The following is a 26,543-nucleotide window of genomic DNA, read 5'->3' as shown; positions in this document are numbered from 1 at the left end:
GATCTAGGGGCGCTTACCTCTATCTGGCCAAGAGGGGGGAGAAGAATCGCTGTCACAGCGTCGGCAACACCTCATTATCCAACCGTGAGTAAACACGTCAGGTTACGATGTCCTCCAGCCTGACCGCGTCAGCAACCGCCCCAGGCGAGCGGGGGCCAGCAGAGACACTGAGGGCCGGACTATTTAAAGACGCGAAACCGCACAGCATCATCCATGAAGGTCTTCTCTACGGCCGGTTGCTTGATGCTGCCAAAGGGCATCTGGGCACGCAGCAGCCAGCTGGCGGGCAGGTTCCACTCCTTGTGTACCGCTTCGTCGATGAGCGGATTGTAGTGCTGCAGGGAGGCTCCAATTTTCTCCTGCGCCAGCGTCGTCCAGACCGCAAACTGGGCGATGCCGGTGGCATGTTCCGACCAGATGGGGAAGTTGTCTGCGTAGAGGGCGAATTTTTGCTGCAGATCCTTGATGACGTCGGTGTCTTCGAAGAACAGCACGGTACCGAAGCCTGCGCGGAAGCTGCCATCTACCTTGGCCTCACTCTGGGCGTAGGCTTCCGGCGGCACAATCTTTTTCAGCTCGGCTTTGACGATGTCCCACAGCTTGTGATGCTGGGCGCCAAACAGGATGACGGCGCGGGAGCTCTGGGAATTGAAGGAGGAGGGGCTGTGTCTGATGGCATCCTGGATCAGGACCGTCAGCTGTTCCGGCGTATGGGACACCTGGTCGCCCAGGGCATAGATGGTTCGACGTGCTTTGATCTGTTCGATAAACGGACTGCTCATAACATCTCCTTTGCTTGATAGTCACCGGGCGCCAGCTTTGCGGCCAGCCATCCCCTGTTGTTCAAGCTATAGACTATACCACCCGATTATCTTCCGGGCGTTTACACACAGTGGGTTCACTTTCAACTGAGGGTTAATACCTCGCCCACGGCTGTTCCCGTTGAGTGTCAGTTAACGGGGTTGGGGTGAGCTGAACAGCCAGCCCAGCTGAGATTGCGCTCGCAAGCCCCGCGCAGGTGACAGGAGCTGTCCGATCGCCAGTGGTCGGGGTGGGGCTGCGACAGCCTCCTGGCCCTGCCGAGGGCCGTGTCATTGCTGTGAAATAAAAATTTTCTTGTGGTTATTCAAGCGATTGAATTCGAGCTTGCCAGTCACGCTTATTGCTGGGCTTCAACTGAGAGTCTATTTGCCGCCAGCCCCCCACTGGCTTGCTGCCTGCCGATTTGTATAGTGCAGAGGAAATTAATCAGGTTTGACAGGAGTACCCATGGAGATGAATACGCGTGGTATCGGCGCTCTGGCTCTGCTGGGGGCGTTATTGCTGGGCAGCACGGCGGCCTACGGTTCGGAAACCCTCAACACCATTCTCGGTGGCGGGGCGGGCGGGGTGGCGGGCACCATGATCGGCAAGGAGCTGGGTGGCGATACCGGTGCCCTGGTGGGGGCTGCACTGGGCGGTGCTGCCGGTGGCGCGGCGACGGCCAACAAGGGCAACAAGAATGAAGCGGCCCTTGGCGGCGCGGTGGGGGCGCTGGGCGGTGCTGCCATCGGCAAGAGTGTTGGTGGCGATACCGGTCAGCTGATCGGCGCCGGGGTCGGCGGGGCGAGCGGTTCTGCCATCGGCGCAAAGACCGGCGATGGCCACAAGAGCAACGATCGCTACTACGACGATGACCATCATCACAAGCACTACAAGAAGTACAAGAAACATAAAAAGCACAGATAGCACGATGATGATTGATCGTTGCCAGTATTGAGAGAGGGGCCGACGGGCCCCTCTCTCGTTTGGGCCGCAAGAGGGCTCACACCAGCCGGTGCTGGCGGCGACCGGCGGCGAAGGCGTTGATGTTGTCGATGAGCTGATCGGCGAGGCGCTGCATCGACTCCTCGCTGGCCCAGGCCACATGGGGGGTCAGAATGAAGTGGGGGTACTGCAGCGCCTTCATCAAGGGGTGGTCGGGAGGTGGTGGCTCAACGCTCGCCACATCGAATCCGGCGCCGCCGAGGTGGCCGTTGGCCAGCGCTTGCAGCAGTGCCTCCTCATCCACCAATCCACCCCGGCCGACGTTGATCAAGAGGGCCCCCGGTTTCATCAGCCCCAGTTCCCGCTCGCCGATGAGGTTACGGGTGTAGGGGGTGAGCGGGCAGTGCAGGCTCACCACATCCGAGCTTTGCAGCAGTTCATCCAGCGGCAACCGATCCTCATCGTGGCTGGCGCCGACCTGGCTCCGGGCGTAGCGCACTGTCATGCCGATCCCCTTGGCCCGCTCGCCAAGCGCCTGTCCGAGCGTCCCCTTGCCGATGATGCCAAGCTGCTTGCCGTGCAGATCCATGATGTTGTGGTCGAAGAAGCAGAACTGGCCGCTCTGTTGCCAGCGCCCCTCCAGCAGCGACTGGCGCCAGGCAAACAGGTTGCGCGACAGGGCCAGCATCAGCGCCATGGCGTGCTCCGGCACCGAGGGGCCCGAGTAGTTGCGGATATTGCACACCCCGACGTTGGCAGCGCGGCACGCCTCCAGATCCAGGTTGTCGCTGCCGGTAGCGGCCAAGGCGATGAGTTTCAGCTCTGGCAGCTGAGCCAGTTCGGCGGCGCCGATGCGCACCTTGTTGATGATGGCGATACTGGCATCTTTGAGTCGCTCTATCACCTGTTCCGGGGCCGTGCTGGGATAGCTCTGCCAGTGGTGGGGAAAGTCGGGGTGATGCAGGGTGATGCCCGCATCCAGGGTATCGCTGTCGAGAAATACGATTTGCTGCATGGGCCTTCCTGCCATTGTTCAGGTTCGAAGGGCCATGATGCCAAAGAGGATGCAGTGAGGGCCAGCCCGCCGCAGTGTCATGGCTGGGCTTTATCCGGCAGATGTGAGCTGGCGCGCGCTTTATTGCGCCACGGTGGCGGCCGGTTTAGAGCCAGCCCAGATGGTTGAGCCACCCCTGAATACGGGTGGGGGTCTCCTCCAGTTCCATCAGGGCGTAGGGGCGATAGTTGAGCTTGTTGCTGCGCCGGCTCTCGCTTTTGCGAGCCTCGGCTGCCAGCAGTGGCCAGCGACCGCCATCCTCCTGATAGAGATCCAGGGTCGGGATAGCCGCCTGAGCCACCTGTTTGGCCAGGGTCTGGTTGCTCTGCTGGTTGGGGAAGAAGCCGTCGAGCAGCACCAGTGCATCGGGGGCGGGCAACTGTTCGCTGGCGATGAGGTTGGCGGTCCAGGCGGCGCCGGTACCTTGTGCCAGGATCAGCTTGAAGCCCCCCTCTTGCAGCTTGGCATCGGCCAGCTTGCTGATCCGCTCGGCAAACTGCTTGCGAAATTCATCGCTGTTTTTCGCTTTTTTCTCGGCGGCTGGGTCCAGTTCGGTCTGTTGAGGGGAGGGGAGCAGCAGCAGGGTATCAAAGCCCAGTCGACCGAGGGCGCGGGTCAGTTGCCACAGCTGGCCACTGCGTTGCCAGTCGGGCAGCAAAATGGCCAGCCCCAGGTAGTTGTCGCTGTCGTGTTTGGCGAACAGCACCGTCTGCTTGTCGATCCGGGCTGCATCGGGTAGCCCTTTCCAGTCGCTGGCTTGCCAGTGGTCGAGGGGCAGTGGATCGGCAACGGGGGGCGCAACCTCGCTCGCCTCTGCCCCATGGCCAGTCAGCAAGGTCAATAACAGCAGTGATAAGGATAATTTGGCCATAGTGTGCTCCCCGGTTATCTGGGTTAGCGGCGGCAGCGGGATTTTCTGAAGGCGGGCGGTGTTATGGCAAGTCAGAGGCAATAAAAAAGCGAGCCGTTGGCTCGCTTTTTTGCAATCAATTCAAAGCGGTCAATTAGTTGACGCGACGCTTGAATTCGCCGGTGCGGCTGTCGATTTCGATCTTGTCACCGATCTCTACGAAAGCGGCAACAGCCAGCTCGTAGGTAGTGCCTTTCAGACGGGCAGGTTTGGTCACTTTACCGGAGGTGTCGCCACGGGCTGCCGGCTCGGTGTACTCAACTTCGCGCACGATGGTGGTCGGCAGTTCTACGGAGATGGCTTTCTCGTTGTAGAAAGTCACTTCGCAGATGTCTTCCATGCCGTCTACCAGGTAGTTCAGCACGTCACCCAGGTTGTCTTTCTCTACGTCGTACTGGTTGTACTCTGTGTCCATAAAGACATACAGGGGATCGGAGAAGTAGGAGTAGGTGCACTCTTTACGCTCCAACTGAACTACGTCCAGCTTGTCATCGGCCTTGAAGACGGTCTCGGTCGCGCTGCCGTTCAGCAGGCCCTTCAGCTTCATTTTGACCACGGCGGAGTTACGGCCGGATTTGTTGAATTCAGCCTTCTGAACCACCATCGGCTCGGTGCCGATCATGACTACGTTACCAGCGCGGATTTCCTGTGCGGTTTTCATGTAAAAAATTCCTGTTCGTGAAACGGACGGATAAAAACTGCCAGATTATATACGGCTTTCTAAAAATTTCACCAACCGTGTGACGAGATCCCCATCCCGGAGCAACTTCTGTGACCAGCTTCGCCCATGTTGCTGCCAAATGGCGCTATATCGGGGCCATTGGGCCCAAAGTTCGCGGCAATCTTCGCCACGGTTGAGAGCCAGATTGAAGCGGCGCAGCCATTGGCCGCACTCGGCGGGTAGATCGGATAAGAAGTGGTCAAGGAACTGCTCCAGCTTGACCAGATGGGCTTCCTCCTCCTGCTGGTAGATATGCCAGAGGAAAGGACGAGCCGCCCACTGGGCCCGCACGAAGGAGTCCTCCCCGCGTACCAGATTGAGATCGCAGCTCCACAGCAGTCGATCGTAACCGGCCTGATCGGTCATCGGCAGCAGCTTGATGGTGAGGTTGCCCGAGTGGAGCAGATCCCCCGCCTTGGCGGTGGTGATGGAATCTTCAAGGCTCGCGCCGCGCAGCACATCCTGCAGCGAGCGTCCCAGCGGCAGCAGCAGGGTGACGGGCGTGGCGCTCTGGCACCAGCTCTCGACCAGACTTTTCAGCGCCTCGCTCTCGTAGGTAAAGAGGCTGACCCGCAGCTCGTTCTCTTGTTGTTCTGGCAATCCGAGGCTGGCCCAGTAGGCGGCAAGGCCTGCCTTATCCTGTTGCCACTGCTCCCGCTCGGCGATGAGCCCCTGTTCGCACAGGAGGCCACCGGTTTTAGCCGTAAAGCCCGGGAAGAAGAAGTATTTGTTGAGGCTCTGGTTGCCCACTCGCTGCGGCGAGGCGAGGGCGTGACAATCCTCGACCCAGCTTTCCGCCGAGAGGTACTCCAGATTGATCCAGCAGGATGGCTTGGGTTGGCTCGCCATCCGCTCGGCCATTCGTTCAATGAAGGGGGCGGGCAGTTCGCAGGCAAAGGCCTCGATCACCACGGTGGCCGGTGTGGCATAGGCAGGCAGAGTCTCGTGCCAGTGCTGGATATAGATACCCTCGACCCACTGGCCATCTTGCGCCGGATCCAGTCCCGGACAGATGCGGGCGAAGCTTGCCAGATCGTCCACCCAGAGCCGCACCTGCACCTCATTGCCGTGGGCGGGGATCTTCCCTTCCCGCTTCAGCTGGCGAGCGAGCCGCCAGGTGACGCCGATGTCACCGAAGTTATCGACGACGCAGCAGAAGATATCCCAGTCAAACGGGGGCAGGGGAGTTGTCATGGCTCGGGGTTCCAGATGCAAAAAAAACCGGTGCGCAGGGTAGCACACCGGTTGACTGGCTTCTAACCGTCAGCGCGTGACGGCTGTCTGTAGCAGGTTACTCCTTGCCGTAGACGTTGTTTTCTTGCTCACGCACCCGGATAAAGGTGGTGCGCTTGGTGAGTTCTTTCAGCTGGCTGGCACCGACGTAGGTACAGGTGGAGCGCACGCCGCCCAGAATGTCGCGCACTGCGTTCTCGACCGGACCGCGGTAGGGCAGCAGCACGGTTTTACCTTCTGAGGCACGATACTCGGCGACGCCGCCGGCGTGCTTGTCCATGGCGCTGGACGAGCTCATGCCGTAGAACTTCATGAAGGGCTCGCCGTTCACATCGACGATCTCGCCGCCGCACTCCTCGTGGGCTGCCAGCATGCCCCCCAGCATCACGAAGTCGGCGCCGCCGCCGAACGCTTTGGCGACATCGCCCGGGCAGGTACAGCCGCCGTCACCGACGATCTGGCCGCCGAGGCCGTGGGCCGCATCGGCACACTCGATGATGGCGGAGAGCTGCGGGTAGCCGACGCCGGTCTTGACGCGAGTGGTGCAGACAGAGCCCGGGCCGATGCCGACCTTGACGATGTCGGCGCCGGAGAGGATCAGCTCTTCGACCATCTCGCCGGTGACCACGTTGCCCGCCAGGATGACGTGGTTGGGGCAGGCTTCACGAATTTTGCGCACGAACTCGACGAAGTGTTCGGAGTAGCCGTTGGCCACGTCGACACAGATGAAGCGCAGCGCTTCGGACATGGCGAGGATTTGGCGGGTCTTGGCGAAATCTTCAGCCGAGGTGCCGGTGGAGACCATGACGTGGCCCAGCAGGGCCGGGTCGGTCTCGTTGACGAAAGCTTGCCACTGCTCAAGGCTGTAGTGCTTGTGTACCGCGGTCATCATCTCGAAACCGGCCAGAGTGCGCGCCATGGCGAAGCTGCCGATGGTATCCATGTTGGCGGCGATAACGGGTACGCCTTGCCATTGAGTCTGGGTGTGTTTGAAGGTGAACTGACGGGTCAGGCTGACTTGGGAACGGCTCTTGAGAGTAGAGCGCTTGGGGCGGAACAGGACATCCTTGAAACCGAGCTTCAAGTCTTCTTCGATACGCATTACAAATTCCTTATTGAGCCTTGTTGAACGTCACTTTTGCAGTGGCAAATTTTCGGCAGGCGCAAAAAAACCGGTGGTTTTCAGGCCCTCCGGTTTACAACAGTGTAGGCAAAAATCCCTTCAGAACAAGACTGATATTTTGCGAATCCTTGTGGTAGCCTTTGGCGTCACAACCTGAGGTTAGTCATAAGATTCATACGGCATCGCTCTATGTCTTGCTCCCCTTCGATATTCCCGCCCGCTTGGGTCGCTCTTCAGCCACCCCTTGTCGTCTCACTCATGACCCGCCCAGCATTATCCAAATAGCTGAAATAAATCGGATTGACCACTGATGCGACTGTGGTAGATCTGGGCGCTGGATTGACAAGACAGGGCAGTAAAATGGGCAAGATGATGGTGGGGATAACCCTGATGCTGGCACTGTGTGGCAGTGCGCTGGCAGAGACCCCGACCAGCTATGGTTGGATCGAGAAGGGACTTATTTTGCCTACCGGCGTGGCGGTGAAGATGAAACTCGACACCGGTGCGCTCACCTCTTCCCTCGATGCACGCGCCATCACCAGATTCAAACGGGATGGCAAGCCCTGGGTGCGCTTCATGCTGGTGGTGACTGATGCCGACAGCGGAAAACTGGTCAAACAGCAGTTCGAACGGCGGGTCGAGCGCAGCGTGACGGTGCGCGGGGCGGGCGGTATGGAGCAGCGACCAACGGTGACCATGTCCATCTGTCTGGGGGACGAGGTGTATGAGGAGTGGTTTACCCTGCGGGATCGCAGCAAGATGATCTATCCGGTGCTGCTGGGCCGACGTCTGCTGGCCGAGCTGGGGCCGGTAGACTCCGGTCGAACCTTCACCGTACAGCCTGATTGTCATTGAAAACAAACAGCCCGCATCGCGGGCTGTTTGCTTATCGCTTATCTTGCCGGCGGGAGCGGGAGTAACACGCTCACCTCCAGCCCCCCTTCCGGCCGGTTGTGGATATCGAGATCGGCGCCGTGCAACTGGGCAATGCGCGAGACGATGGCCATGCCAAGGCCGACGCCATCCCCCTGTTGGGGATTGACCCGAAAGAAGCGTTCACACAGCCGGCTCAAGGCATTGGTGGGAATGCCGGGGCCGTTGTCGCTCACATCCACCCTCACCCTGTTGCCCTCCCGCTGAACCCGTACCTTGATCTCGCCTTCAGGCTGGGTGTAGCGCAGCGCATTGTCGATCAGGTTGCTGAACAGCAACTCGAGCAGGGTGACCTGCCCCATCACCCACTGCGGCAATTCACACTCCAGCGACAGCTGCTGATCTTTTTTGAGGGCGATGGGGGCGAGCGTCGCCAGGGTGCTTTGCAGCAGGTGACCCACTTCCAGCTCGGTCAATACCAGCCCCTGTTGGTTGTCGATACGAGCCTGGGTCAGCAGTTGGCGGATCAGCCGGTCACTGCGGTCGAGGGCTTGCAACATCTTGTGCAGGGACTGTTGGCGGCTGGCATCATCATCGGCTGCAAGGGCATTTTCACTGTGGATCCGCAGCACCGCCAGCGGGGTGCGCAGCTCGTGGGCCGCCTCGTTGGTGAACTGTTTCTCCCGCTCGATGGTCTCAGCCAGTGCCTGCATCAACCGGTTGATCTCGTTGGTGAGGGGGGTCAGCTCCTGAGCGCTTATCTTGAGGCTGAGCGGGCTCAGGTTGGCGGGGTGACGTTCGCTGATGGCTTGGGCCAGCTGGCGCAGGGGGGCCAGCCCGCGGGTGATGAGCCACCAGAGCAGGGCCAGCAGGAAGGGCAGGGTGATCAGTAGCGGCAGCATGGTGAGGGTGGCCATCTTGCTGGCCAGCTCGCTGCGCTCGTCGTCCCGTTCTGCCACCACCAGCCAGGTCTGCTCTTGCTGGTTGTAGAGGGTGAAGGTGCGCCACTGGTGGCGATCCTTCTCTACCGTGTTGAAACCTCGGGCCAGCTCAACCAGAGGTTGAGCCGGGGCACTGGGGGCTCGCAGCAACAGGGTGCCGCGGGCATCGAGCAGCTGGAAGTAGAGGTTGCGCTCGAACTCGTGGCCGTAGGGAGTGAGCTCCCTATCCTCGCCTGTCAGGTTGAGGCCGGAATCTTTTTGCCACTCATCGGGATTTTGCGCCTCCCACTCCTGATAGACGGTGCCGTTGGCGGGCAACTGCCCATGCTGGGCCATGTAGCGGGCCAGCAGCTGGTTGGTGATACGGGCCGACTGGGCGAGGCGGGCATCAAACAGCTCCTCCATCTCGTGGCTCGCCTCCATGTAGCCGATGAAGGCGCTGATGGTGAGACTCAGGCTCACCAGCGTCAGGATACCTGTGAGCAGAAAGCGGCGAATGGAGCGGGGACGTTTCATCGTGCAGGCGTCCGGCTTGGTTGTTCGATCTGGGGAATGATGTAGCCGACCCCACGAATATTGCGGATGAGGTCGCTGTAGAACTTCTTGCGCAGATGGTGGATATGCACCTCTACCGCGTTGCTTTCAGCCCCCTCGTCCCAGCCGTAGAGGCTCTGTTGCAGCTGATCGCGGCTCAATACCCGGCCGCTCTGGCTGATGAGCTCCTGCAGCAGCTTGTATTCATGGGGGGTGAGTTTGACCGCTTCCCCCTGATAGGTGACCTGCTGGGATTCGGGATAGATGAGGATATCGCCATACTCCAGCACCGCCTGAGCCTGCCCCTTGCTGCGGCGAACCAGGGCGCGCAGGCGGGCGTTGAGCTCCTGCAGGGCGAAGGGTTTTACCATGTAGTCGTCGGAGCCAGCATCGAGGCCGACCACCCGATCGTCCAGCGCATCGCGGGCGGTGAGGATCAGCACCGGCAGCTGGTGTCCTTCACGCCGCAACTTGCGCAACAGGCTAAGGCCGTCGATATCGGGCAGGTTGAGATCGAGGATCAGGGCGGCGAACTCGTCGATTTTGAGGGCTGTCAGGGCGGGCAACCCCTGTTGCAGCCAGTCTACCGTGTAGCCGCTATGGCGCAGAGCATCCTGCATACCATCCCCCAGCATCACATCATCTTCTACCAGCAGGATCCGCATTCTTTTCTCCCTGTTTGTTGGGGGCCGCGATGGGGCTCAGCGCCAGGGCTTGCCGTGGCATAAACAACCCTGCCCACCAGTATGCAAGCTGGTGGGCAGAGTTTAAATAGATCTTTGATCCATCAGGGATTTATAGCTTGGCTAGTTTTTCGCGGATCTCCATCCTGCGCCCTTCATCGGCCACTTCGCGGCCCGGGCGGGCCGGGGCGGTCAGCGCCTTGTCGAGGTAGGTTTTGGCCTCGGCCTTGCGACCCTGATCCAGCAGGAAGTCGCCATAGAAGAAGTTGGGATCGATGCCATCCGGATTGATGGCCAGCGCCTGCTTGAGCAGTTGCTCTGCCTTTTCGTCATCGCCAAAGCCGACCGGCCAGCCGGGCACCTGATAGTAGAGCGAGCCCAGACTGGTGTAGGCAGAGCCGTCCAGCGCTTTGGGATCCTGCTTTAGCGCGAGCTCCAGCGTGGCCTTGGCCTCTTTCACCAGACCCAGTGCCCCCAGCCCCCCTTTGGCCCCCGCCCAGGTGCTCTTGACGATGGCAGACCAGATCAGCAGATCGGCGCGAAAAGGCTCCTTGGCGCTGGCCGTTTCGGCCCGGGTGCTCAGGGTTTCGAGGCAACTCTCTTTCGCCTTGCCGGTCTGTTGATACTGGCAGACCGCCCACTGCTGCTGGATGGGCGCGAGGGCATCATCCGCGGCCATGACTGAGGTGGATCCCAGCAGGATGGCGATGGCACAAGAGGTCACGGATTGACGGAAAAAGTTCATATTAATGCTCCTTCTTGGTCGGGATCGGGCGGGACAAGTCTGGTTGTGGCGCACTGTTGGCGCTGGTATCAGCCGTCCCTGGCTGAAGGTGACGGGCATAACGCTTGATGATCGGCAGTTTTCTGGCCAGCGCCTTGTCGACGATGCCCGGCAGCAGGGCGTTGAGCCGCACAAACAGCTTTTCCGGCCAGCCGAGCCAGCTGCGGCGGGTTTCGTTGCACAGGGCGATGACGGCCTCTTCGGCCACCTCCTGCGGGCTGTCGGTCTGGGTGCCGAGCGCCGCATTCATCTCGTAGGCTGCCTCGGAGTTGAGCTTGGTACGGGTGGCGCGGGGGGCAAAATGCAGCACCTTGATGCCGCTCCCCTCCAGCTCCCGTCCCAGCGCCTCGCTAAAGCCGCGCATGGCAAATTTGCTGGCGCAGTAGACGCTGTAACCGGGGTAGCCGATGCTGCCCAAGCTCGACCCCATGTTCATGATGATCCCCGGCTTGCGCAATCTGGGCAGTAGTACCCGGGTGAGCTGGATCGGTGCCTCGATATTGAGCAGCAGCTGGCGCTCCACTTGTTCGAAGCTCTGATCTTCCAGCCAGGCAAACTGGTTGCAGCCAGCGTTGTTGATCAGGATGTCGAGCCCGTTCTCCAGCGCCGGGTGTTGCAACAGCTTGGCCCGCTCTTGCGAAGAGCCGAGGTCGGCGAGCACCACCTGATGGCGCTCGGGATGCGGCAGTGACTTGCACAGCCGCTCCAGCGCCGGGCCGCGACGACCGTGCAGCAGCAGGTGGGCCCCCCGGGCCGCCAGCTCCTGCGCCAGCTCTTCACCTATGCCACCGCTGGCGCCGGTGAGCAGCACGAGTTTCCCTTCAAGGTTCATGGTGTGGGTTCCCTTTTGGCTGTCTGCTGATCCGTTGCCGACTTACGGTGTGGCGGTGAGGTTGTAGAGCATCTCGCCATAGAGACGGTAGACCACCTTGGCCCCGTGGATGATGGCCGCCTGATCCGCCGGACTTTCGACCCGATCCATCAGGGATTCAAAGAACTTGAGGTGTTCCTGATCCAGCGTGCCATGGGAGCTGAGATAGCTCATCGCCTGCGGGGGCAGTCCGAGGCCGCTTTTCAGCTGGTCGGCCACAGTCAGGGCGATGGCGACGCTGGTGCCTTCCAGTACCTGCACCATGCCGAAGAAGCCCATGGGGTTACCGCGCTGGATCTGATCGTAGAGGAAGGCCACCATCAGCTCGATGGGCAGCCCGGGCTGGCCGTGGCGCACCGCCTCGGCATCACCGCCACAGGCGCGAATGTCGTTTAAAATCCATTCTTGGTGGCCATACTCCTCGTCGATGTACTCGGCAAGGGCGCCACGCACCCATTCGTACTCCTGACCCAGCTTGCCGCCGGTTGCCATCAGCAGCGGGACTGTGTGGCGCACGTGGTAGTAAGCCTGCGCCAGAAAGGCGAGATAGGTGTCACGGCTGATGTCGCCACGGCGGCACGCTTCGATGATGGGGGCGTTGAACAGATGTTCACGCTCACTGGCAGTGGCTTGTTGCAGAGTCTGATAGAAGCTCATGACGATTCTCCAGTAAGGCATTGGCTGATTTGCCGGGAAAAGTGTTGGTAAATCTCGTTGCGACGGGGACGCCCGTTGGCGGTCAGCAGGCAGGGATGTTGATCCAGCGCTATCGGCAACCAGTGGTGCAGCCGGGCATAATCGGGCAGCCGCTGGTTCAGACCTGCGATCTGGCGTGGCAGATCCGCCTCTTTCCCCGGCAGGGGCTGGATCAGCGCCACGTTGGCGGGCTGACCATCGCCAAAGACCACGATGCGGGCGATGGCGGGGCAGAGCTGGGCCTCGGCTTCCACCCACTCCGGTGAGAAGTTGCGGCCAAAGGCAGTGATCTGGACATTCTTCTTGCGCCCGGTGATATGGAGGTAGCCCTCTTCATCGAGGTGACCCAGATCCCCCGTGGCAATCAGCTCGGGCTTTGACTCATTGCTACCCAGATACCCCAGCATGGCGCTGCCGCGCACCATGACTTCGCCATCCTCGGCGATGGTGACCTGACAGTGGGGCAGGGGGCAGCCCACGCTGCCGGGCTTGTCAGCATCCGGACTGTTGAGCGCCACCACGGAGCCGCACTCCGACAGTCCATATCCCTCATACACCGGCAGGCCGAGCTGACGGGCATGTTTGACTAGGTCTGGGGCCACCTTGCCGCCACCGACGGCAACAAAGCGCAGGCTCTTGAGCTGTTGGGCCAGCGTCGGGGTGCTGGTGCAGAGCGCCAGCAGCAGGCGCAGCAGTTCGGGCACCAGCACCAGACTGTGGGTCGGCCAGCGCAGCAGCGCTTCCCCCAGCATGGCTGGATTGAGCGAACTGGAGCCGGTGAAACCTAGCTCACCGAGGGACGGAATGCGGCTGCAGGCGCCGGTCAGCAGCGGCACATAGAGGCCGGTGATGTTCTCAAGCAGGGTGGCTAGCGGCAGCAGGGTCAGGTGTTTTTCCACCTTGGCTGGCGCGACCCGCTCGGCCAGCGCATGGCTCACCGCCATCATCTGGGTCAGTGACAGGCAGACCCCTTTGGGCTGACCCGTGGTGCCGGAGGTGTAGGTGATCTTGGCGGTGCCCTGTGGCAATGCCGGGAGGTTTTCCGGTTTGCAGCGCCAGAGCGGCACAGTCTGTTCAACCGGTTGTTCAATATGAGCGCCGGTGAAAAGCGTCAGCGGTTCGGCGGCCAGCCATCCCTGATGATAAGGGCCTACCAGTGCATCGGCGCCGCTGCTCTCCAGCAGCCAGGCCTGCTGGGCCTGACTGAAGAAGTGGGGCACCGGGATGACCACGATACCGGCGTGAGTGCAGGCCAGATCGATCAGTGCCCAGGGCAGACCGTTGTCCAGCTGCAGCGCCAGACGGCTGATGTCGAGCTGTTGCAACTGGCTGGCCAGCCGCTGGATTTGTTGCCACAGGGTCTGGTAATCGAGGCGCTGTTGGCTGCTTTGCAGCGCCGGTTGCAGCGGCTTTTCACGGGCATATTTGGCGATGGCGTCGAACAAGCTCATTGGGCGCACCTTTTTTGATTGATCAGGTTGTTACTGCTCTCGCTGACATCAGCAAACAGGGTCGGCATGGGGGCCAGCAGATTGAGCAGCAGGCTGCTCTGGGCCAGCACCTCGCGCCCCTGATTGATGTTGCCCACCATCACCTTGGGTTGGCAGCGGTAGTACTCACCCCAGGCATCTGCGTCGGCACCCACCTGATGGGCCTGTGCGGGGGCCAGCTCTACCGGATTGAGTTGCAGACGGGCAAAACTGTTGCGAAGCCGGGCAGTGCCGGTAAAGACCACATAGTCGAGGGCGTTTTCACACAGCAGACGACACAGGGCCGCGAACATCAGGCGGGCATTGCCCGGTTCGCTGCAGGCCAGATTGCCCACTTCGATAATGCGGTTGCGTGCCGGATGAACCCCGAGCCGGGTGTTGATGGCGGCCTCGATGGGTTGCTCAAGATACTGCTCCAGATAGAGGGGCCCCTCACTGGCATGATTGAGACCACAGGCGCCGACCAATGCCCCATCGGCCCGATAGAGCCCCAGCAGGCAGGGGAGAAAATGGGGAATGCGGGCATTGAACTCCCGGGTGTAGGCGGCCTGGATATAGGTTTGCAGCGCCATGACCTGCTGTGGGGACTCGGCCAGCATCAACTGGTAGGGGGCCTGGATCTCGATGGTCATGGGTGACTCCTTCTCTTGCGATGGGGTGAGAGTAAAAGCCCAAACTTAAGAAACCCTTAAGGAGCAAAAAAAGTTGTCAGCGATGCGGTGGGCAGGCAATCTGCGCTGCTGTTATCCAACAGGACGCACCCAAGAGGAACCGCCATGTCATCCACCGTCTGCTGCCCCCTGTGCGCCAGCCCCCGAGCTTACCCCCTGCCGGTGGCAGGCAAGCGCTATCATCGCTGCCTCGCGTGCGAGCTGGTCTGGCTGGACGAGGCGGATCATCTGGATGAGGCGGCCGAAAAGGCGGTTTATGACGGTCACGACAATCGGGTGGATGATCCCTGCTACCGTGCCTTTCTGATGCGGGCCTTTGGCGAGGTGTTGAACCGGGTGCCAACCCCGGCCTGCGGCCTCGATTTTGGCTGCGGCCCGGGCCCGGCGCTGGTGGCGATGGGGCGCGAGGCGGGTTATGACATGGTTGGATATGACAAGTTCTATGCCAACGATCCCGGGTTGCTGACGCGCCAGTACGACTTCATCACCAGTACCGAGGTGATCGAACATATCGCCGAGCCGCGCGCCGTTCTGGATCAGTTATGGGCCTGCCTCAAACCGGGCGGCGTGCTGGTGTTGCAGACCCAGCGGGTGCTCAGTGACGAGCGTTTCAAAAACTGGCGCTATCGCCACGACCCGACCCACATCGTCTTCTTTGCCGAGGCGTCGTTTCAGGTGCTGGCTGCCAGCCGGCAGGCCGAGCTCAGCTTCCCCCACGCCGATGTGGCGGTCATTATCAAACCTTAAATAGCTTCTATTTATTGACCATGTTTGGCATGCAGCTCGCCTGATTGCTGACACTCTGACACCAAGGAGCGGTTGTTGATGTCGATGACCCATTTGTCACTGCAAGATGCCCGTCATCTGCAGCTGGCGGCGCAGGGGCTGCTCGTCCCCCGTCGCAGCAAGGCGACCCCGGCTGATCTGCTGGCGACCATCCGTCGCATGGCGCTGTTGCAGATCGATACCATCTCGGTGGTAGCCCGCAGTCCCTATCTGGTGCTATTCAGCCGGCTTGGCCAGTACGAACCGCGCTGGCTGGAGCAGTTGCTGGCCGATGGCGCGATCTTCGAGTATTGGGCCCACGAGGCCTGCTTTGTGCCCCGTGAGGATTACCGATTGTTGCGCCACCGGATGCTCGACCCCGCCGCCATGGGCTGGAAGTTTTCGGCCAACTGGCTCGCCACCCATCAGCAGGAGATTGGCCAGCTCATCGAGCGCATTCGTCAGCATGGCCCGGTGCGGGCGGCCGACTTTGAACGTACAACCGGCAAGGGGAACGGTTGGTGGGACTGGAAACCGGAGAAGCGTCATCTGGAGGTGTTGTTTACCACCGGTCAACTGATGGTGCGGGAGCGGCGCAACTTTCAGCGAGTCTATGACTTGGCCGAACGTGTCATCCCCGAGTGGGATGACCTGCGGGATCTGCCGAGCGTTGAAGAGGCGCAGCGGGATAGGGTGCGTGCCAGTTGCCGGGCGCTGGGGCTGGTCAAGGCTGGCTGGGTAGCAGACTACTACCGGCTGCGGCGCGGCAAATACGACGCCCAGCTCCATCAGCTGGCGGACGAGGGGGAACTGCTGCCGGTACGGGTGGAGGGGTGGCAGCACGACGCTTTTGTGCACGCCTCGCTGGCCGATGAGCTGGTGCAGGCCAAGGAGGGCCGTCTCAAGGCAACCTATACCACAGCCTTGTCGCCGTTTGACCCGCTGGTGTGGGATCGCAAACGGGCCAGTGAACTATTCAACTTCGACTATCGCATCGAGTGCTATACCCCGGCCCCCAAGCGCCAGTACGGCTACTTCGTGCTGCCCTTGCTCCATCGCGGCAAGCTGGTGGGCAGAATGGATGCCAAGGCCCATCGCCAGCAGGGGATCTTCGAGATCAAGAGCCTCTATCTGGAAGCTGAGGTGAGAGTGACCCGCACGCTTGCACAGGATCTGGTGAAAGCCCTGCAAAAGCTGGCTGACTGGCACCAGACCCCGCAGCTCCGTTATGGTGCCATTCCGGCCAATTTGTTGGCGTTATGGCAAGGGTAATGGCTCCCTTGAGTTGGAAAATTTACGGGGATGAGCAAGCCTTTTTTCAGTGTTGCAGTGCAAGTGACGTACAGCGACCCCATCAACCCATGAGGTGCATCCCACTACAAATGGAGGCATTGGTTTGTCGGTTGCTGGTAGCCATTCTTGGTAAGCTGGAGTCGGCTATGTTAAGACCTCCGCCAATACCCGAGAGGTTCATGCACTTGAACTGCGTGGATGAAGGCCAGAGTTAAATCGAAAATAAAAAACCGGGCGCAAGGCCCGGTTTGGTCAATCAGTCAGATGTGATTACTGGAGTACCAGCACCATCAGCAGACCGACGGTAATGGCGGATACCAGGAAAGCAAAGCCATAGAATACATAGTGGTGCAGCTTGGTGGTGTGGATCCCCAGATCATGCAGACCGTGGTAGATGCGGTGCATGCCGTGCCAGATGGGCAGGGCGATGATGGCCAGCAGGATGCAGGCACCCCACCAGGAACTGGCGAACGCGTGCACGCGCTCAAAGCTCATGGTCTCAACGTCCATGATACCCATGGGTACCAGCAGACCGGTGATGAGGACCATGACCGGCAGCAGCATGGCAACGACCATGCCACCCGCACCAAACAGACCCCAGTAAATTGGCTCGTCAGAACGTCTCATTGTTTTCTCCTCAGGCCACGATGATCAGGACAAGCAGGGATACCACTGCCAGCGCCACATACTGGGCGATGACGATCGGTTTCTCCGGCACCAGCTCTTCACCACGGAAGATACGCATGGCTTTCGGCGCCAGTGCGAACCAGGTCTTGGCGTGGAACAGGCAGGCAGCCAGGGCAATCACGTGGAACAGGATGGCGATCGGGCTCTGCAGGGACTCCAGCCAGCCGTTGAACGCTTCCTGACCCTGTACCAGGCGCATCAGGCCCCACATCAGCACAACGGCGTAGATGGAGACGAAGATACTGGTGCCTTCGCGGATCATGTAACCGGTGTAGAAGGCGTTCTTCAGCCACCAGTCTTTCTTCATTTCGCGGACGTAAGGCTTACGTTTGCTATTGGTGTTGTTCATGGTATCAATCCTGCTCTCAATCTGGCTTGAACATGGCGATCATGTAGTCCTTGGCACTCTCTACCTTGCCAAGCTGGATGGCCGCTGCCGGATCGACGCCCTTCGGGCACACTTCGGAGCAGTAGCCCACGAAGGTACAGCCCCAGACGCCTTCGTCCTGGCTGATGATGCGCATACGCTCTTTGGCGCCGGCATCACGGTTGTCGACGTTGTAGCGATAGGCCAGCGCCAGTGCCGCCGGGCCGGTGAACTTCTTGTTGATGCCGTACTGCGGGCAGGCCGCGTAGCAGAGACCACAGTTGATGCACTGGGAGAACTGCTTGTACTTTGCCATCTCTGCCGGCGTCTGGATGTACTCGCCATCGCACAGGTTGCGCGGTTCGCTCGGGATGATGTAGGGCTTGATGCTCTCCAGCTTCTCGATGAAATCGGACATGTCGACCACCAGGTCGCGCTCGATCGGGAAGTTGTTGAGCGGCTCTATGGTCATCTTGCCCGGCAGGTAGTCGCGCAGGAACGCCTTGCAACCCAGCTTGGGTACGCCGTTGACCATCATGCCGCAGGAGCCGCAGATTGCCATCCGGCAGGACCAGCGGAAGCTCAGGGTAGAGTCCAGGTGATCCTTGATATACTGCAGCGCGTCCAGCAGAGACATCTCTCTCTGATAGGGCACCTGGAAGGTCTGCATCCAGGGTTCGTTATCCTGCTCCGGACGGTAGCGCAGGATTTCAATTTCAATCATCTCAGCCATTCTTCTTAGCCTCGTCTTGTTTCTCACCCTCGGAGCCGTACACGCGTTTTGCCGGCTGGGACTTAGTGATCTTCACATCGGAGTAATCGATGGAGGGCGTTTCGCCATTTTTGTAGAACGAGAGCGTGTGCTTGAGGAAGTTCACGTCATCACGCTCTTCGTAACCATCCAGACGCTGGTGGGAACCGCGGGACTCTTTACGATTGATAGCGGAGTGCGCCATGGCTTCGGCAACGTCCAGCAAGTAGCCCAGCTCGATGGCATACAGCAGGTCGGTGTTGAAGACAGAGGACTTGTCGTTGATTTTGATCTTCTTGTAACGGGCTTTGAGCTCGTTGATCTTGTCGATGGTGCCCTGCATCAGCTCTTCGGTACGGTAGATACCGACACCGGCTTCCATGGACATGCCCAGCTCATTGCGGATGTCGGCCGGGTTTTCGGTACCATCTGTGTCCATCAGGGAGAGGTGCTGCTTGATGAGCGCCTCGGCCTTGGCGGCCAGCGCTTCGGTGTTGCCATGCTGCTGAGTCTTGGCAAATTCACCAGCCTGCTCACCGGCCAGCTTGCCGAATACCACGATCTCGGACAGGGAGTTGGAACCCAGGCGGTTGGCGCCGTGCAGACCTACAGAGGCACACTCGCCAGCGGCGTAGAGGCCCGGCATACGGGTTGCACAGAGGTGGTTGGTCTCGATACCACCCATGGTGTAGTGGGCAGTCGGACGTACCGGAATGGGCTCTTTGGCCGGATCCACGTTGACGTAGGCTTTGGCCAGTTCGCAGATGAACGGCAGACGCTCTTTCAGGTACTTCTCGCCGAGGTGACGCAGGTCGAGGTGAACCACATCGCCCATCGGGCCCTGGATCACGCGGCCTTTCTGCTGCTCTTGCCAGAATGCCTGGGAAACGCGGTCACGCGGACCCAGCTCCATGTATTTGCTCTTCGGCTGGCCGATCGGGGTTTCCGGGCCCAAGCCGTAGTCTTGCAGGTAACGGTAGCCATCCTTGTTGAGCAGGACGCCGCCTTCACCACGACAACCTTCGGTCATCAGGATGCCGGTACCCGGCAGACCGGTCGGGTGATATTGGACGAACTCCATATCACGCAGCGGTACGCCGTGACGGTAGGCCAGCGCCATGCCGTCGCCGGTGACGATGCCACCGTTGGTGTTGTATCGATAGACACGACCCGCGCCGCCAGTGGCCACGATCACCGATTTGGCCTGGATGAAGCGGCTGACGCCGTTCTGGATATCAAAGGTCAGTACGCCCTGGACACGGCCGTCGTCCACGATCAGATCGAGGCAGAAATGCTCATCGAAGCGCTTGATGCTCGGGTATTTGACGGAGGTCTGGAATAGGGTGTGCAGAATATGGAAACCGGACTTGTCGGCTGCGAACCAGGTACGGGGAACCTTCATGCCACCAAACGGACGCACGTTGGCTTTGCCATCCGGCTTGCGGCTCCAGGGGCAACCCCAGTGTTCCAGCTGGATCATCTCTTTGGTCGCGTTGTTGACGAAGTAATCGACAACGTCCTGCTCACACAGCCAGTCACCACCGGAAACGGTGTCGTTGAAGTGGTTTTCGAGGGAGTCGTCGTCACGGACGACTCCGGCGGCGCCACCTTCGGCGGCGACCGTGTGACTACGCATCGGATAGACCTTGGAAATCAGGGCGATATCCAGGTCTGGCTGTGATTCGGCTATAGCGATAGCGGCGCGCAGGCCGGTGCCGCCAGCACCGATGATGGCCACATCGGTCTTGATAATATCCACATCTGCCTCCTTAGGGATAGATTTGCTGGGCACGATTTTGCTCTATGAAAAAAATTCAGGTTTGATGCAAGTCAAACTGCTTGGTTTTATTCCATTTTTATTGGTCATTTTTCTATAAAACACCCAAATCCCTGGATGAAAATGTCGTTATTATCGCCATTTTTGGTGTTGTTGAGCGGTCAAACACCTTGCTACGTGTACTTTAACGTCCAGATTATACGTAGTTTTCTTTCAATAAAATGCGAATTACCTCTCTTTTTAGGTATTTCCGAAAAAAATTTTAAGTTTTTTATTGTAATTTTTTAATGATAATTATTGGCATTTATAAGTTTGGATTAGAATAAGTAATTCGATTTGAAGTGTGCTGCTTGCGGGGGATCGAAAAGTCCAGATGGACTATGAGGTTTTCAAGGTAGGTAACAGGTAGGCTAATGTTAGATTAGCCACTGAAAATTAAGCGCTACTTAGAAAAGAGAAGGGGCCTGTACGGCCCCTTTTGCTCATGCTCAAATGCGGAACATACCGACCTGATTGCTCAACTCGCCCGAAATATTTTTAAGTTGTTCAGAGAGATGGCGTGAGCTGCCTGCATCCACCGCCAGTTCATCTGACACATCTTTTACCGCCTGAATGTTGCGGCTCACCTCGTCGGTGACGGCACGTTGCTCTTCAGCCGCGCTGGAGATCTGGGTTGCCATGTCGGAGATCTGGTTGATCGAGGTGGTGATCTGCTCCAGCGCCTGGGTGGCGTTGTTGGCATCATCCACGCTGTTTTGGGCCAGTTGCTGCCCTTCATGCATGGTGCTGACCGCTCCCTGGGTATTGCGTTGCAGGGTTTCGATCATGTTGCGGATCTCGACGGTGGAGCTGTGGGTGCGCTGTGACAAGACGCGCACCTCATCGGCAACCACCGCAAAGCCACGGCCCTGTTCACCGGCCCGAGCAGCCTCAATGGCGGCGTTGAGCGCCAGCAGGTTGGTCTGCTCGGCGATGCCCTGAATGGTGGAGAGGATGGTGTTGATCTCCTGAGCGTTCTTCTCCAGCTCCTGAATGATGTTAGAGGCCTGTTCCACCTGAGTGGCGAGGTCAGTAATGGAGCGCTGGTTGCGGGCGATCACCTGCTTGCCGTGCTCACAGCTGCTGGAGGAGGAGCGGGCGGCTTCTGCAGTTTGTTCGGCGTTGCTGGCGACTTCGACGGCGGTGGCTGACATTTCGTGCACCGCAGTGGCGATCTGGGAGATCTCGTTTTGCTGGCGTGCCAGCCCCTGGTTGGCCTTCTCCGCCATGCTGTGGGATGACTTGGCCTGCTGGTTGAGTTGGCCGGAGGAGTTGGAGATATCCTGCACCATCACATGGATCCGTTCGATGAAGGTGTTGACGTGTTTGGCAACTGCGCCCACCTCATCGTCACGTTCGATCTTGATGCGGCGGGTCAAATCGCCGTTGCCACGGGAGAGATCGGCAATCGCCTCGCCCAAGGTTTTCAGAGGAGCCAGCGAGCCGTTGATGGCGATATAGGAGAAGCCAGCCACGATCAGTATGGTGATAAGCCCCTGAATGAGGGAGGAGGTAACCATGCTGCGTACCGACTGGTAGGCGATCTCCTCATCCACCATCATGCCGTAATACCAGTTGGTATTGGGGATGGCATTAAAGTCAAAGACCTCTTTTTTGCCACTGATCACCAGCTCGTTGATCGCACCGTCATGGGCAACCTGATTGATGTAGGCCGCTGTCAGTTCCGGTGCCAGTGCGGTGGCGGATTTCAAGCTCAGGGAGGCATCGGGGTGTGCGATGATGGTGCCATTACTGTCCACCAGTATGGCGTAGGAGCCTTCGGTGGTGACCGCCAGAATGTCCGAGATCAGCGAGCTGATGGAGACGTCCCCGGCGATGACTCCCTGATTGTTGCCACGCTGGAACGGCTCGGCAATAGTGACAATAAGCTGGCCGGTGGAGATGTCGGCATAGGGGGCTGTGATGACCAGTTTGCCCGCAGCCATTGCATCCTTGTACCAGGGGCGTTGACGAGGGTCATAACCGGCAGGCAGATCGGTCGGTTTGCTCTGGATCATCTTGCCGTCTGTTGTGCCAGCATAGACCAGGTCGAAGCCACCGGCATTCATGGACTGGGCCAGATGGCTGATGGGCTCATCTTCTTTGGTGAATGCTTCCTTGGTGGTGCTGACTATGTTGATCCGCGAGTCGACCCAGCGGGAGATTCCTTTGACGTTGGCCATGGAGCTTTCGTCGATGATGTTCCAGACCAGTCGCTGGGTCTCGCTGCGCAGTTGCGAGGTGTTGTACCAGACTTGCAGGCAGGTGATCACCAGAATGATGATCCCGATAGCCAGAACAAGCTTGTTTTTAATGGATAAGTTCATAGTTACATCCTTGTGAGCGTCAGTCTGAAGTGTGTGGAAACTGATTATTGTTATGTGCCTCTGTATATCGGCCGAAGTAGAACTTTTTCTATCCTGGTTAGCTATTTAAATTAGTGCCTAAATCAGTGGTTATCTATACGCGTATCGCCCCCCTCACTTCGCCAGAAAATGATCCGGTCGGTTGGTGAAGATTCCATCGACCCCTATGCTGGCCAGCTTTTTATAGTCGTCAGGATAATCCACGGTATAAACCAGCACCCTGAGGCCACGACTGTGGGCATCTTCAACCAGCTGCCGATCAACAAAATCCACGTCGCAATTGAGTGACCAGGCTCCCAGCTCTGCGGCGAACCGTGCCTGCTCGAGCGGCAGGCTGGCCGTCAGGGCGCCGAGCCGGATATCTGGCCTGATGGTGGCAAATTTGGCCAGTTCCCGATGATGAAATGAGGAAACCACCCACTGTTCGGTGGTAAAGCCAAGCTCTGTCTCTGCCTTTCGGGTCAGGGCTGCCACCGCGTCGGCAGTATCGACGCCCTTGAGCTCGATATGCAGCTCGCAGCGTCCGGCAATGAGCTCCATCACCTGCCACAGGGTCGGGATCACCTCGCCCTCACCGGCATCGAGCTGCTCCAGATAGGTGCGCGATTGCTCGGTTAACGCTCCCTTGCCGTTGGTGCAGCGCTCCAGCCGCCGGTCGTGAAAGACCCATAACTCGCCATCGGCCGCCTGCACGTCGATCTCGATGGCTGGCGCTCCCAGCTCCAGCGCTTTGGCCATCGCCTTGAGGGTGTTTTCCGGTGCCAGGCCGCTGGCGCCCCGGTGGGCAATAATCTGCATGTTCTGCTCCTTTTACCTCGCGGGTCAGCCCCGGCTCAGGTGAATGTCGATCTGTTGATGGGGCAGGGTGAGCCCCTGTTGTTGCATCTTCTCCAGCACTAGCGAGTGAACCTCGTGGGTGATGGGCATCCGGTGATCCATATTGTTGACGTAGAGGCGGATCTCGTAGATCAGTGCCGAGTCGGTGAATTCGGTCAGGAATACCTCCGGGGTGGGGGTCTCCAGCACCAGGGTCGACGCCTGAATCGACTCTTCCAGGATCCGTTGCACCTGTTTCGGATCCCGGGTCAGGCCGATCCGGATCCGCAGTTTGACCCGGGTGATGGCATCGGAGAGCGACCAGTTGATGAACTGTTCGGTGATGAAGGCCTTGTTGGGGACGATGATCTCCTTGCGATCCCAATCCACGATAGTCGTGGCCCGGGTTTTGATCTTGGTGACGGTCCCGGTCAGATCGCGGATGGTGACGGTGTCGCCGAGCCGGATCGGCTTTTCGAACAGGATGATGAGGCCGGAGACGAAGTTGGCGAAGATCTCCTGCAAACCGAAACCGAGCCCCACCGAGAGGGCAGCGACCAGCCACTGGGTCTTCGACCAGTCGATGCCGAGCATGGAGAAGCCGGTGAGAGCCCCGATCAGGATCACCAGATACTTGCTGCTGGTGGTGAGGGCAAAGCCGGTGCCGGGGGAGAGGCTCAGGTACTGCAGCAGGGTGAGCTCCATCAGCCCCGGCAGATTGCGGGCGGTGACCACGGTCAGAATGAAGACGAAGGCAGTCATCATCAGGTCTTGCAAGGTGATGGCGGAGAGCTGCTCGATGCCGCCGATCTTGCTGCTCACCTGCCACACCTCGATAGTGCTGAGAAAGCTGAAGGCGGAGTTGAGATCCGACCATTGCACCACCACCAGCATGGTGAAGCCCAGCATCAGCAGGGTGCGTACCAGCCCCAGTGACTGGGCACTGATGGTATCGAGATCCAGCTCGTTCTCTTCCACCACATCGGGGATCTCCGAGCTCAGCTCCTCCTGATGCTCGTCACGGTCTCGCTGGGCCAGGATCTCGGCCCGCTTGCTCTTGGCCCGTTCGAAGGCGAGACGACGGCGCTGGATCAGCATCCAGCGTCTTGCTAGGTAGTAGATGAGCAAGCAGCCGAGCCCCATCAGCAGGCTCAGCTCCAGCTGGCGCAGCAGGGTGCGCGACGTATAGAGGTAGCCAAACAGGGCGCCAATCACCGCCAGTAGCGGCGCCAGCATCAGGCTGTTCCAGATGAAGTGGTGCAGCAGGTGGGGCTTGGTCATGTCACTCTGGCCCCAGGTGAGCGGCAACCGCTCCCGGTTGAGGCGGGCGAAGAAGAGCAGCAGCCAGAGTGCACCGATCATGAAGGCCATCCTGCCGAGGGAGTCGTAGAAGGCGTGATCCTGATAGCTGTTGGCCATCCCCTGTACGAAGAAGCTCGGGATCAGCACCAGCAACAGGGTGCGAAACTGACCCCAGATCTTTTGGACCTGTTCGCGGGGCCAGCGGAAGTGGAGGATCAGGATCCCCCGATCCAGCGTCAGGTGACGGGCCATCACCAGCGCCAGCAGCAGAAACCATATTTCGCCAAGTCCACGCCCGATGGCGACGGCGAACGGGTATTGCCAGGCCCCTTCGAGCAGGCCGCGCACCATCAGTACCATGGCGGGCAGCGGCAGGGATGCGATCAGGGAGCGCAGCAACAGGCGGCTGGTGAGGCTGAATTTATCCTGGGTCACCTTGCCGATCCGCGGTGCTATGTAGTCGCTAAACAGGCTCAAATAGCGGGTCAGTTTGATCCAGCTCCAGATCAGTACCAGCAGACCAAGGCCTGCTAGGGTGAGTGTGAGGGGGCTGTTTTCGGCGATGGCATAGGGCAGTTGCAGCCAGTTGTTCGGGTTGAAGGCCAGGGTCAGCGCGGCGGGAATACCGAGCATCACCTGTGGGGTAAAGGGGCGCACATCCGGCAGCCAGAACAGGTGGCTGGCGCTGAGATCACGGATTTCGTCGATCTTGCTGTTTTGGCGGCTATAGAGCAGTTTCAGCCTGGTCTGTTCCTGAATCAGGGTGTCTGATGCATCGTTGAGTCGGGTCAGCAGTTGCCGACGGGCTTTGAGCAGGTTGTCGAGCACCGACAATTGCGGGCGATCCAGCGTGACTTCCTCTTCGGCCATCAGCTTGTCGCGCAACTGGCGGGTATCCTTGAGCCCATCCTGCTCGCTCTCGTAATGATACTTGGCCATGCGGGCATTGACGATCTCCGACTCCAGCTTGTCGAGGGGGAAGTAGGCTGGCAGGTCGGAGAGTTTACTGCGCAAGTTTTCGCCATAAGCCGTACTGATCTGCAGCCACTCCAGTTGCTCCCGCACCGAGTTGACCAGATCGTTGAGCTCGAACAAGTTCTTGTCGATGTTGCGCTGCTCGTCCTGCACCCGCTCAATCTGATCCTCCAGCGTGCCGAGCTGGATGGAGAGCGCCTGGTTCTTTTGCTGCTGCTCCAGCAGCAGCGGCATGTCGTTGGTCAGTTGCTTGCGCAGCCGCTCGCTCTCTTTGAGTGCCAGCTCGGTCTTCTCCCGCCGTAACTGGTTTTGCTGTGCCAGCAGGCTGGCTTGCCACTCATCCTCATCGGCGATGGCCAGATTGAGCTGTTGCAGTTTCAGCTTGCCAAGATCGTTGCGCTGCTGGGCGGAAAGCTGCTCCAGCTCCAGCATCTGGATCCGGTCTGAGAGGCTCTGCTCCTTCATTCTGGTCACCAGTTGCTGGGACTCCTGCAGCCGATCCGATTCGCTGCTGAAGCTAAGCCGATCCAGCTGGTTGCGGGTCAGTTGCAACTGTTTACGCAGATCATCTACCCGCAGGTGATACTCCTGACCGGTGCTCTCCAGTTGATTGAGGCTGTCCATTACCCCCTGGCGCTCCTTGCGCAGGTTGAGTTGACGGTTGCTGCTCAGGCCAATGGCCTGGCGAAGCGCCTCCTCCTTGAGCGTGTCGAGCTGCGGACGAGATAGCGGCTGATAGTTGTGCAGGCTCTCCTTGAGCCGTGCCGACTCCTTGGGATAATCGATAAGGATCTGCTGGTAGGCTTTGCTCTGTTCCCGATAGCGCTGCGCTTCTCTGGCATATTGCAGGGCTTGCTGGTAGCTCTCCCGCAGTTTCTGGTTCTCTGGGGTGTCACTCTTGGGTACGCTCTGCAGCAAGGCTTCGGTTTGGATAATGTCATCATCAGCTTGTGCCGTGGGAAGCAGGAGCAGAAAGAGCAGCAGAAAAGTGAGCAGGCGTTGCAACATGAGGCTCGTTTCCGTTCAGAAAGTGTGGTCCTAGCCTAAAGCAGGGTCGGGAGCTGGGTAAAGCAGT

24 protein-coding genes are annotated in these 26,543 nt (G+C 59.5%); 4 read left to right on the top strand and 20 right to left on the bottom strand.

Features of this window, described 5'->3' with window-relative positions; genetic code table 11:
• Nucleotides 1-179 precede the first annotated feature (179 nt).
• On the bottom strand, nt 180-782 hold the full coding sequence (locus BN1125_RS17495) for a nitroreductase family protein (RefSeq protein ID WP_042013864.1): 603 nt from the start codon (nt 780-782) through the stop codon (nt 180-182).
• Between the two features lie 487 nt (nt 783-1,269).
• Here BN1125_RS17495 and BN1125_RS17490 point away from each other — a divergent pair, with 487 nt between their 5' ends.
• Nucleotides 1,270-1,728 (top strand): YMGG-like glycine zipper-containing protein, encoded by a 459-nt coding sequence (locus BN1125_RS17490; protein ID WP_042013863.1) that lies wholly within the window; start codon nt 1,270-1,272, stop codon nt 1,726-1,728.
• A gap of 76 nt (nt 1,729-1,804) precedes the next feature.
• Here BN1125_RS17490 and BN1125_RS17485 read toward each other — a convergent pair whose 3' ends face one another.
• From BN1125_RS17485 to BN1125_RS17465, 5 genes are all read right to left on the bottom strand, one after another.
• Complete coding sequence (locus tag BN1125_RS17485; RefSeq protein WP_042013862.1) at nt 1,805-2,761, bottom strand: D-2-hydroxyacid dehydrogenase; 957 nt, start codon at nt 2,759-2,761, stop codon at nt 1,805-1,807.
• 145 nt (nt 2,762-2,906) lie between these two features.
• Nucleotides 2,907-3,671, bottom strand: a complete 765-nt coding sequence (locus BN1125_RS17480) for a DUF3530 family protein (protein ID WP_042013861.1) — start codon at nt 3,669-3,671, stop codon at nt 2,907-2,909.
• 133 nt (nt 3,672-3,804) lie between these two features.
• A complete protein-coding gene (efp, locus tag BN1125_RS17475; RefSeq protein WP_033137526.1) occupies nt 3,805-4,371 on the bottom strand; it encodes an elongation factor P in 567 nt (188 codons plus the stop codon).
• Between the two features lie 45 nt (nt 4,372-4,416).
• Nucleotides 4,417-5,625, bottom strand: coding sequence for an elongation factor P maturation arginine rhamnosyltransferase EarP (gene earP / locus BN1125_RS17470; RefSeq protein WP_042013859.1), 1,209 nt, complete (start codon nt 5,623-5,625; stop codon nt 4,417-4,419).
• 97 nt (nt 5,626-5,722) lie between these two features.
• Nucleotides 5,723-6,766: a GMP reductase gene (locus tag BN1125_RS17465; RefSeq protein ID WP_042013858.1), complete on the bottom strand. Its 1,044-nt coding sequence runs from the start codon at nt 6,764-6,766 to the stop codon at nt 5,723-5,725.
• Nucleotides 6,767-7,147: 381 nt separating this feature from the next.
• Between BN1125_RS17465 and rloA3 the strand changes: the two genes are divergently transcribed.
• On the top strand, nt 7,148-7,642 hold the full coding sequence (rloA3, locus tag BN1125_RS17460; RefSeq protein WP_084202337.1) for a retropepsin-like aspartic peptidase RloA3: 495 nt from the start codon (nt 7,148-7,150) through the stop codon (nt 7,640-7,642).
• 38 nt (nt 7,643-7,680) lie between these two features.
• Here the strand turns inward: rloA3 and BN1125_RS17455 are convergent, their stop codons facing one another.
• From BN1125_RS17455 to BN1125_RS17425, 7 genes are all read right to left on the bottom strand, one after another.
• On the bottom strand, nt 7,681-9,117 hold the full coding sequence (locus BN1125_RS17455) for an ATP-binding protein (protein ID WP_042013857.1): 1,437 nt from the start codon (nt 9,115-9,117) through the stop codon (nt 7,681-7,683).
• On the bottom strand, nt 9,114-9,800 hold the full coding sequence (locus BN1125_RS17450) for a response regulator (RefSeq protein ID WP_042013856.1): 687 nt from the start codon (nt 9,798-9,800) through the stop codon (nt 9,114-9,116). The genes BN1125_RS17455 and BN1125_RS17450 overlap by 4 nt, the downstream gene beginning before the upstream one ends.
• Nucleotides 9,801-9,930: 130 nt before the next feature.
• Nucleotides 9,931-10,563 (bottom strand): tetratricopeptide repeat protein, encoded by a 633-nt coding sequence (locus tag BN1125_RS17445; RefSeq protein ID WP_042013853.1) that lies wholly within the window; start codon nt 10,561-10,563, stop codon nt 9,931-9,933.
• Nucleotide 10,564: 1 nt separating this feature from the next.
• Nucleotides 10,565-11,434: an SDR family oxidoreductase gene (locus tag BN1125_RS17440; protein ID WP_042013851.1), complete on the bottom strand. Its 870-nt coding sequence runs from the start codon at nt 11,432-11,434 to the stop codon at nt 10,565-10,567.
• 42 nt (nt 11,435-11,476) lie between these two features.
• Nucleotides 11,477-12,130, bottom strand: coding sequence for an iron-containing redox enzyme family protein (locus BN1125_RS17435; RefSeq protein ID WP_042013850.1), 654 nt, complete (start codon nt 12,128-12,130; stop codon nt 11,477-11,479).
• The gene (locus tag BN1125_RS17430) at nt 12,127-13,620 is read right to left on the bottom strand and encodes an AMP-dependent synthetase/ligase (protein WP_042013848.1); all 1,494 of its coding nucleotides are present in this window, start codon (nt 13,618-13,620) and stop codon (nt 12,127-12,129) included. Before BN1125_RS17430 ends, BN1125_RS17435 begins: the two co-directional genes overlap by 4 nt.
• A complete protein-coding gene (locus tag BN1125_RS17425; protein ID WP_042013846.1) occupies nt 13,617-14,291 on the bottom strand; it encodes a thermostable hemolysin in 675 nt (224 codons plus the stop codon). Before BN1125_RS17425 ends, BN1125_RS17430 begins: the two co-directional genes overlap by 4 nt.
• 144 nt (nt 14,292-14,435) lie before the next feature.
• Between BN1125_RS17425 and BN1125_RS17420 the strand changes: the two genes are divergently transcribed.
• Nucleotides 14,436-15,077: a class I SAM-dependent methyltransferase gene (locus BN1125_RS17420; RefSeq protein ID WP_042013845.1), complete on the top strand. Its 642-nt coding sequence runs from the start codon at nt 14,436-14,438 to the stop codon at nt 15,075-15,077.
• A gap of 78 nt (nt 15,078-15,155) precedes the next feature.
• Complete coding sequence (locus BN1125_RS17415) at nt 15,156-16,367, top strand: winged helix-turn-helix domain-containing protein (RefSeq protein ID WP_042013844.1); 1,212 nt, start codon at nt 15,156-15,158, stop codon at nt 16,365-16,367.
• 291 nt (nt 16,368-16,658) lie between these two features.
• Here BN1125_RS17415 and frdD read toward each other — a convergent pair whose 3' ends face one another.
• The 7 genes from frdD to mscM all read right to left on the bottom strand — a co-directional run bounded on the left by frdD (nt 16,659) and on the right by mscM (nt 26,476).
• A complete protein-coding gene (gene frdD / locus BN1125_RS17410) occupies nt 16,659-17,015 on the bottom strand; it encodes a fumarate reductase subunit FrdD (protein WP_042013841.1) in 357 nt (118 codons plus the stop codon).
• Between the two features lie 10 nt (nt 17,016-17,025).
• Entirely contained in the window at nt 17,026-17,424 is a 399-nt protein-coding gene (locus BN1125_RS17405; protein WP_042013840.1) for a fumarate reductase subunit C, read from the bottom strand.
• Nucleotides 17,425-17,440: 16 nt separating this feature from the next.
• Nucleotides 17,441-18,175 carry a succinate dehydrogenase/fumarate reductase iron-sulfur subunit gene (locus BN1125_RS17400; RefSeq protein WP_005347973.1) on the bottom strand — a complete coding sequence of 245 codons (735 nt, stop codon included), beginning with the start codon at nt 18,173-18,175 and terminating at the stop codon, nt 17,441-17,443.
• The gene (gene frdA / locus BN1125_RS17395; protein ID WP_042013837.1) at nt 18,168-19,952 is read right to left on the bottom strand and encodes a fumarate reductase (quinol) flavoprotein subunit; all 1,785 of its coding nucleotides are present in this window, start codon (nt 19,950-19,952) and stop codon (nt 18,168-18,170) included. Before frdA ends, BN1125_RS17400 begins: the two co-directional genes overlap by 8 nt.
• Nucleotides 19,953-20,458: 506 nt before the next feature.
• Entirely contained in the window at nt 20,459-22,336 is a 1,878-nt protein-coding gene (locus tag BN1125_RS17390) for a methyl-accepting chemotaxis protein (protein WP_042013836.1), read from the bottom strand.
• A gap of 153 nt (nt 22,337-22,489) precedes the next feature.
• A complete protein-coding gene (locus tag BN1125_RS17385) occupies nt 22,490-23,173 on the bottom strand; it encodes a glycerophosphodiester phosphodiesterase (RefSeq protein ID WP_042013835.1) in 684 nt (227 codons plus the stop codon).
• A gap of 24 nt (nt 23,174-23,197) precedes the next feature.
• Nucleotides 23,198-26,476 carry a miniconductance mechanosensitive channel MscM gene (mscM, locus tag BN1125_RS17380; RefSeq protein WP_042013833.1) on the bottom strand — a complete coding sequence of 1,093 codons (3,279 nt, stop codon included), beginning with the start codon at nt 26,474-26,476 and terminating at the stop codon, nt 23,198-23,200.
• Nucleotides 26,477-26,543 lie beyond the last annotated feature (67 nt).

This window comes from Aeromonas fluvialis (assembly GCF_000819885.1).
Classification (GTDB): Bacteria; Pseudomonadota; Gammaproteobacteria; order Enterobacterales; family Aeromonadaceae; genus Aeromonas; species Aeromonas fluvialis.
Note: the sequence above shows the minus strand (reverse complement) of the source record. Positions and strands in the feature narration are given on the sequence as shown.

Coding starts and splice junctions, on each gene's coding strand:
- BN1125_RS17425 (WP_042013846.1), bottom strand. CDS start 14,291: ATGACCATCGAGATCCAGGCCCCCTACCAGTTGATGCTGGCCGAGTCC.
- BN1125_RS17420 (WP_042013845.1), top strand. CDS start 14,436: ATGTCATCCACCGTCTGCTGCCCCCTGTGCGCCAGCCCCCGAGCTTAC.
- BN1125_RS17415 (WP_042013844.1), top strand. CDS start 15,156: ATGTCGATGACCCATTTGTCACTGCAAGATGCCCGTCATCTGCAGCTG.
- mscM (WP_042013833.1), bottom strand. CDS start 26,476: ATGTTGCAACGCCTGCTCACTTTTCTGCTGCTCTTTCTGCTCCTGCTT.
- BN1125_RS17465 (WP_042013858.1), bottom strand. CDS start 6,766: ATGCGTATCGAAGAAGACTTGAAGCTCGGTTTCAAGGATGTCCTGTTC.
- BN1125_RS17455 (WP_042013857.1), bottom strand. CDS start 9,117: ATGAAACGTCCCCGCTCCATTCGCCGCTTTCTGCTCACAGGTATCCTG.
- efp (WP_033137526.1), bottom strand. CDS start 4,371: ATGAAAACCGCACAGGAAATCCGCGCTGGTAACGTAGTCATGATCGGC.
- rloA3 (WP_084202337.1), top strand. CDS start 7,148: ATGGGCAAGATGATGGTGGGGATAACCCTGATGCTGGCACTGTGTGGC.
- BN1125_RS17435 (WP_042013850.1), bottom strand. CDS start 12,130: ATGAGCTTCTATCAGACTCTGCAACAAGCCACTGCCAGTGAGCGTGAA.
- frdD (WP_042013841.1), bottom strand. CDS start 17,015: ATGAGACGTTCTGACGAGCCAATTTACTGGGGTCTGTTTGGTGCGGGT.
- earP (WP_042013859.1), bottom strand. CDS start 5,625: ATGACAACTCCCCTGCCCCCGTTTGACTGGGATATCTTCTGCTGCGTC.
- BN1125_RS17400 (WP_005347973.1), bottom strand. CDS start 18,175: ATGGCTGAGATGATTGAAATTGAAATCCTGCGCTACCGTCCGGAGCAG.
- BN1125_RS17480 (WP_042013861.1), bottom strand. CDS start 3,671: ATGGCCAAATTATCCTTATCACTGCTGTTATTGACCTTGCTGACTGGC.
- BN1125_RS17485 (WP_042013862.1), bottom strand. CDS start 2,761: ATGCAGCAAATCGTATTTCTCGACAGCGATACCCTGGATGCGGGCATC.
- BN1125_RS17430 (WP_042013848.1), bottom strand. CDS start 13,620: ATGAGCTTGTTCGACGCCATCGCCAAATATGCCCGTGAAAAGCCGCTG.
- BN1125_RS17490 (WP_042013863.1), top strand. CDS start 1,270: ATGGAGATGAATACGCGTGGTATCGGCGCTCTGGCTCTGCTGGGGGCG.
- BN1125_RS17390 (WP_042013836.1), bottom strand. CDS start 22,336: ATGAACTTATCCATTAAAAACAAGCTTGTTCTGGCTATCGGGATCATC.
- BN1125_RS17495 (WP_042013864.1), bottom strand. CDS start 782: ATGAGCAGTCCGTTTATCGAACAGATCAAAGCACGTCGAACCATCTAT.
- BN1125_RS17450 (WP_042013856.1), bottom strand. CDS start 9,800: ATGCGGATCCTGCTGGTAGAAGATGATGTGATGCTGGGGGATGGTATG.
- BN1125_RS17445 (WP_042013853.1), bottom strand. CDS start 10,563: ATGAACTTTTTCCGTCAATCCGTGACCTCTTGTGCCATCGCCATCCTG.
- BN1125_RS17440 (WP_042013851.1), bottom strand. CDS start 11,434: ATGAACCTTGAAGGGAAACTCGTGCTGCTCACCGGCGCCAGCGGTGGC.
- BN1125_RS17405 (WP_042013840.1), bottom strand. CDS start 17,424: ATGAACAACACCAATAGCAAACGTAAGCCTTACGTCCGCGAAATGAAG.
- BN1125_RS17385 (WP_042013835.1), bottom strand. CDS start 23,173: ATGCAGATTATTGCCCACCGGGGCGCCAGCGGCCTGGCACCGGAAAAC.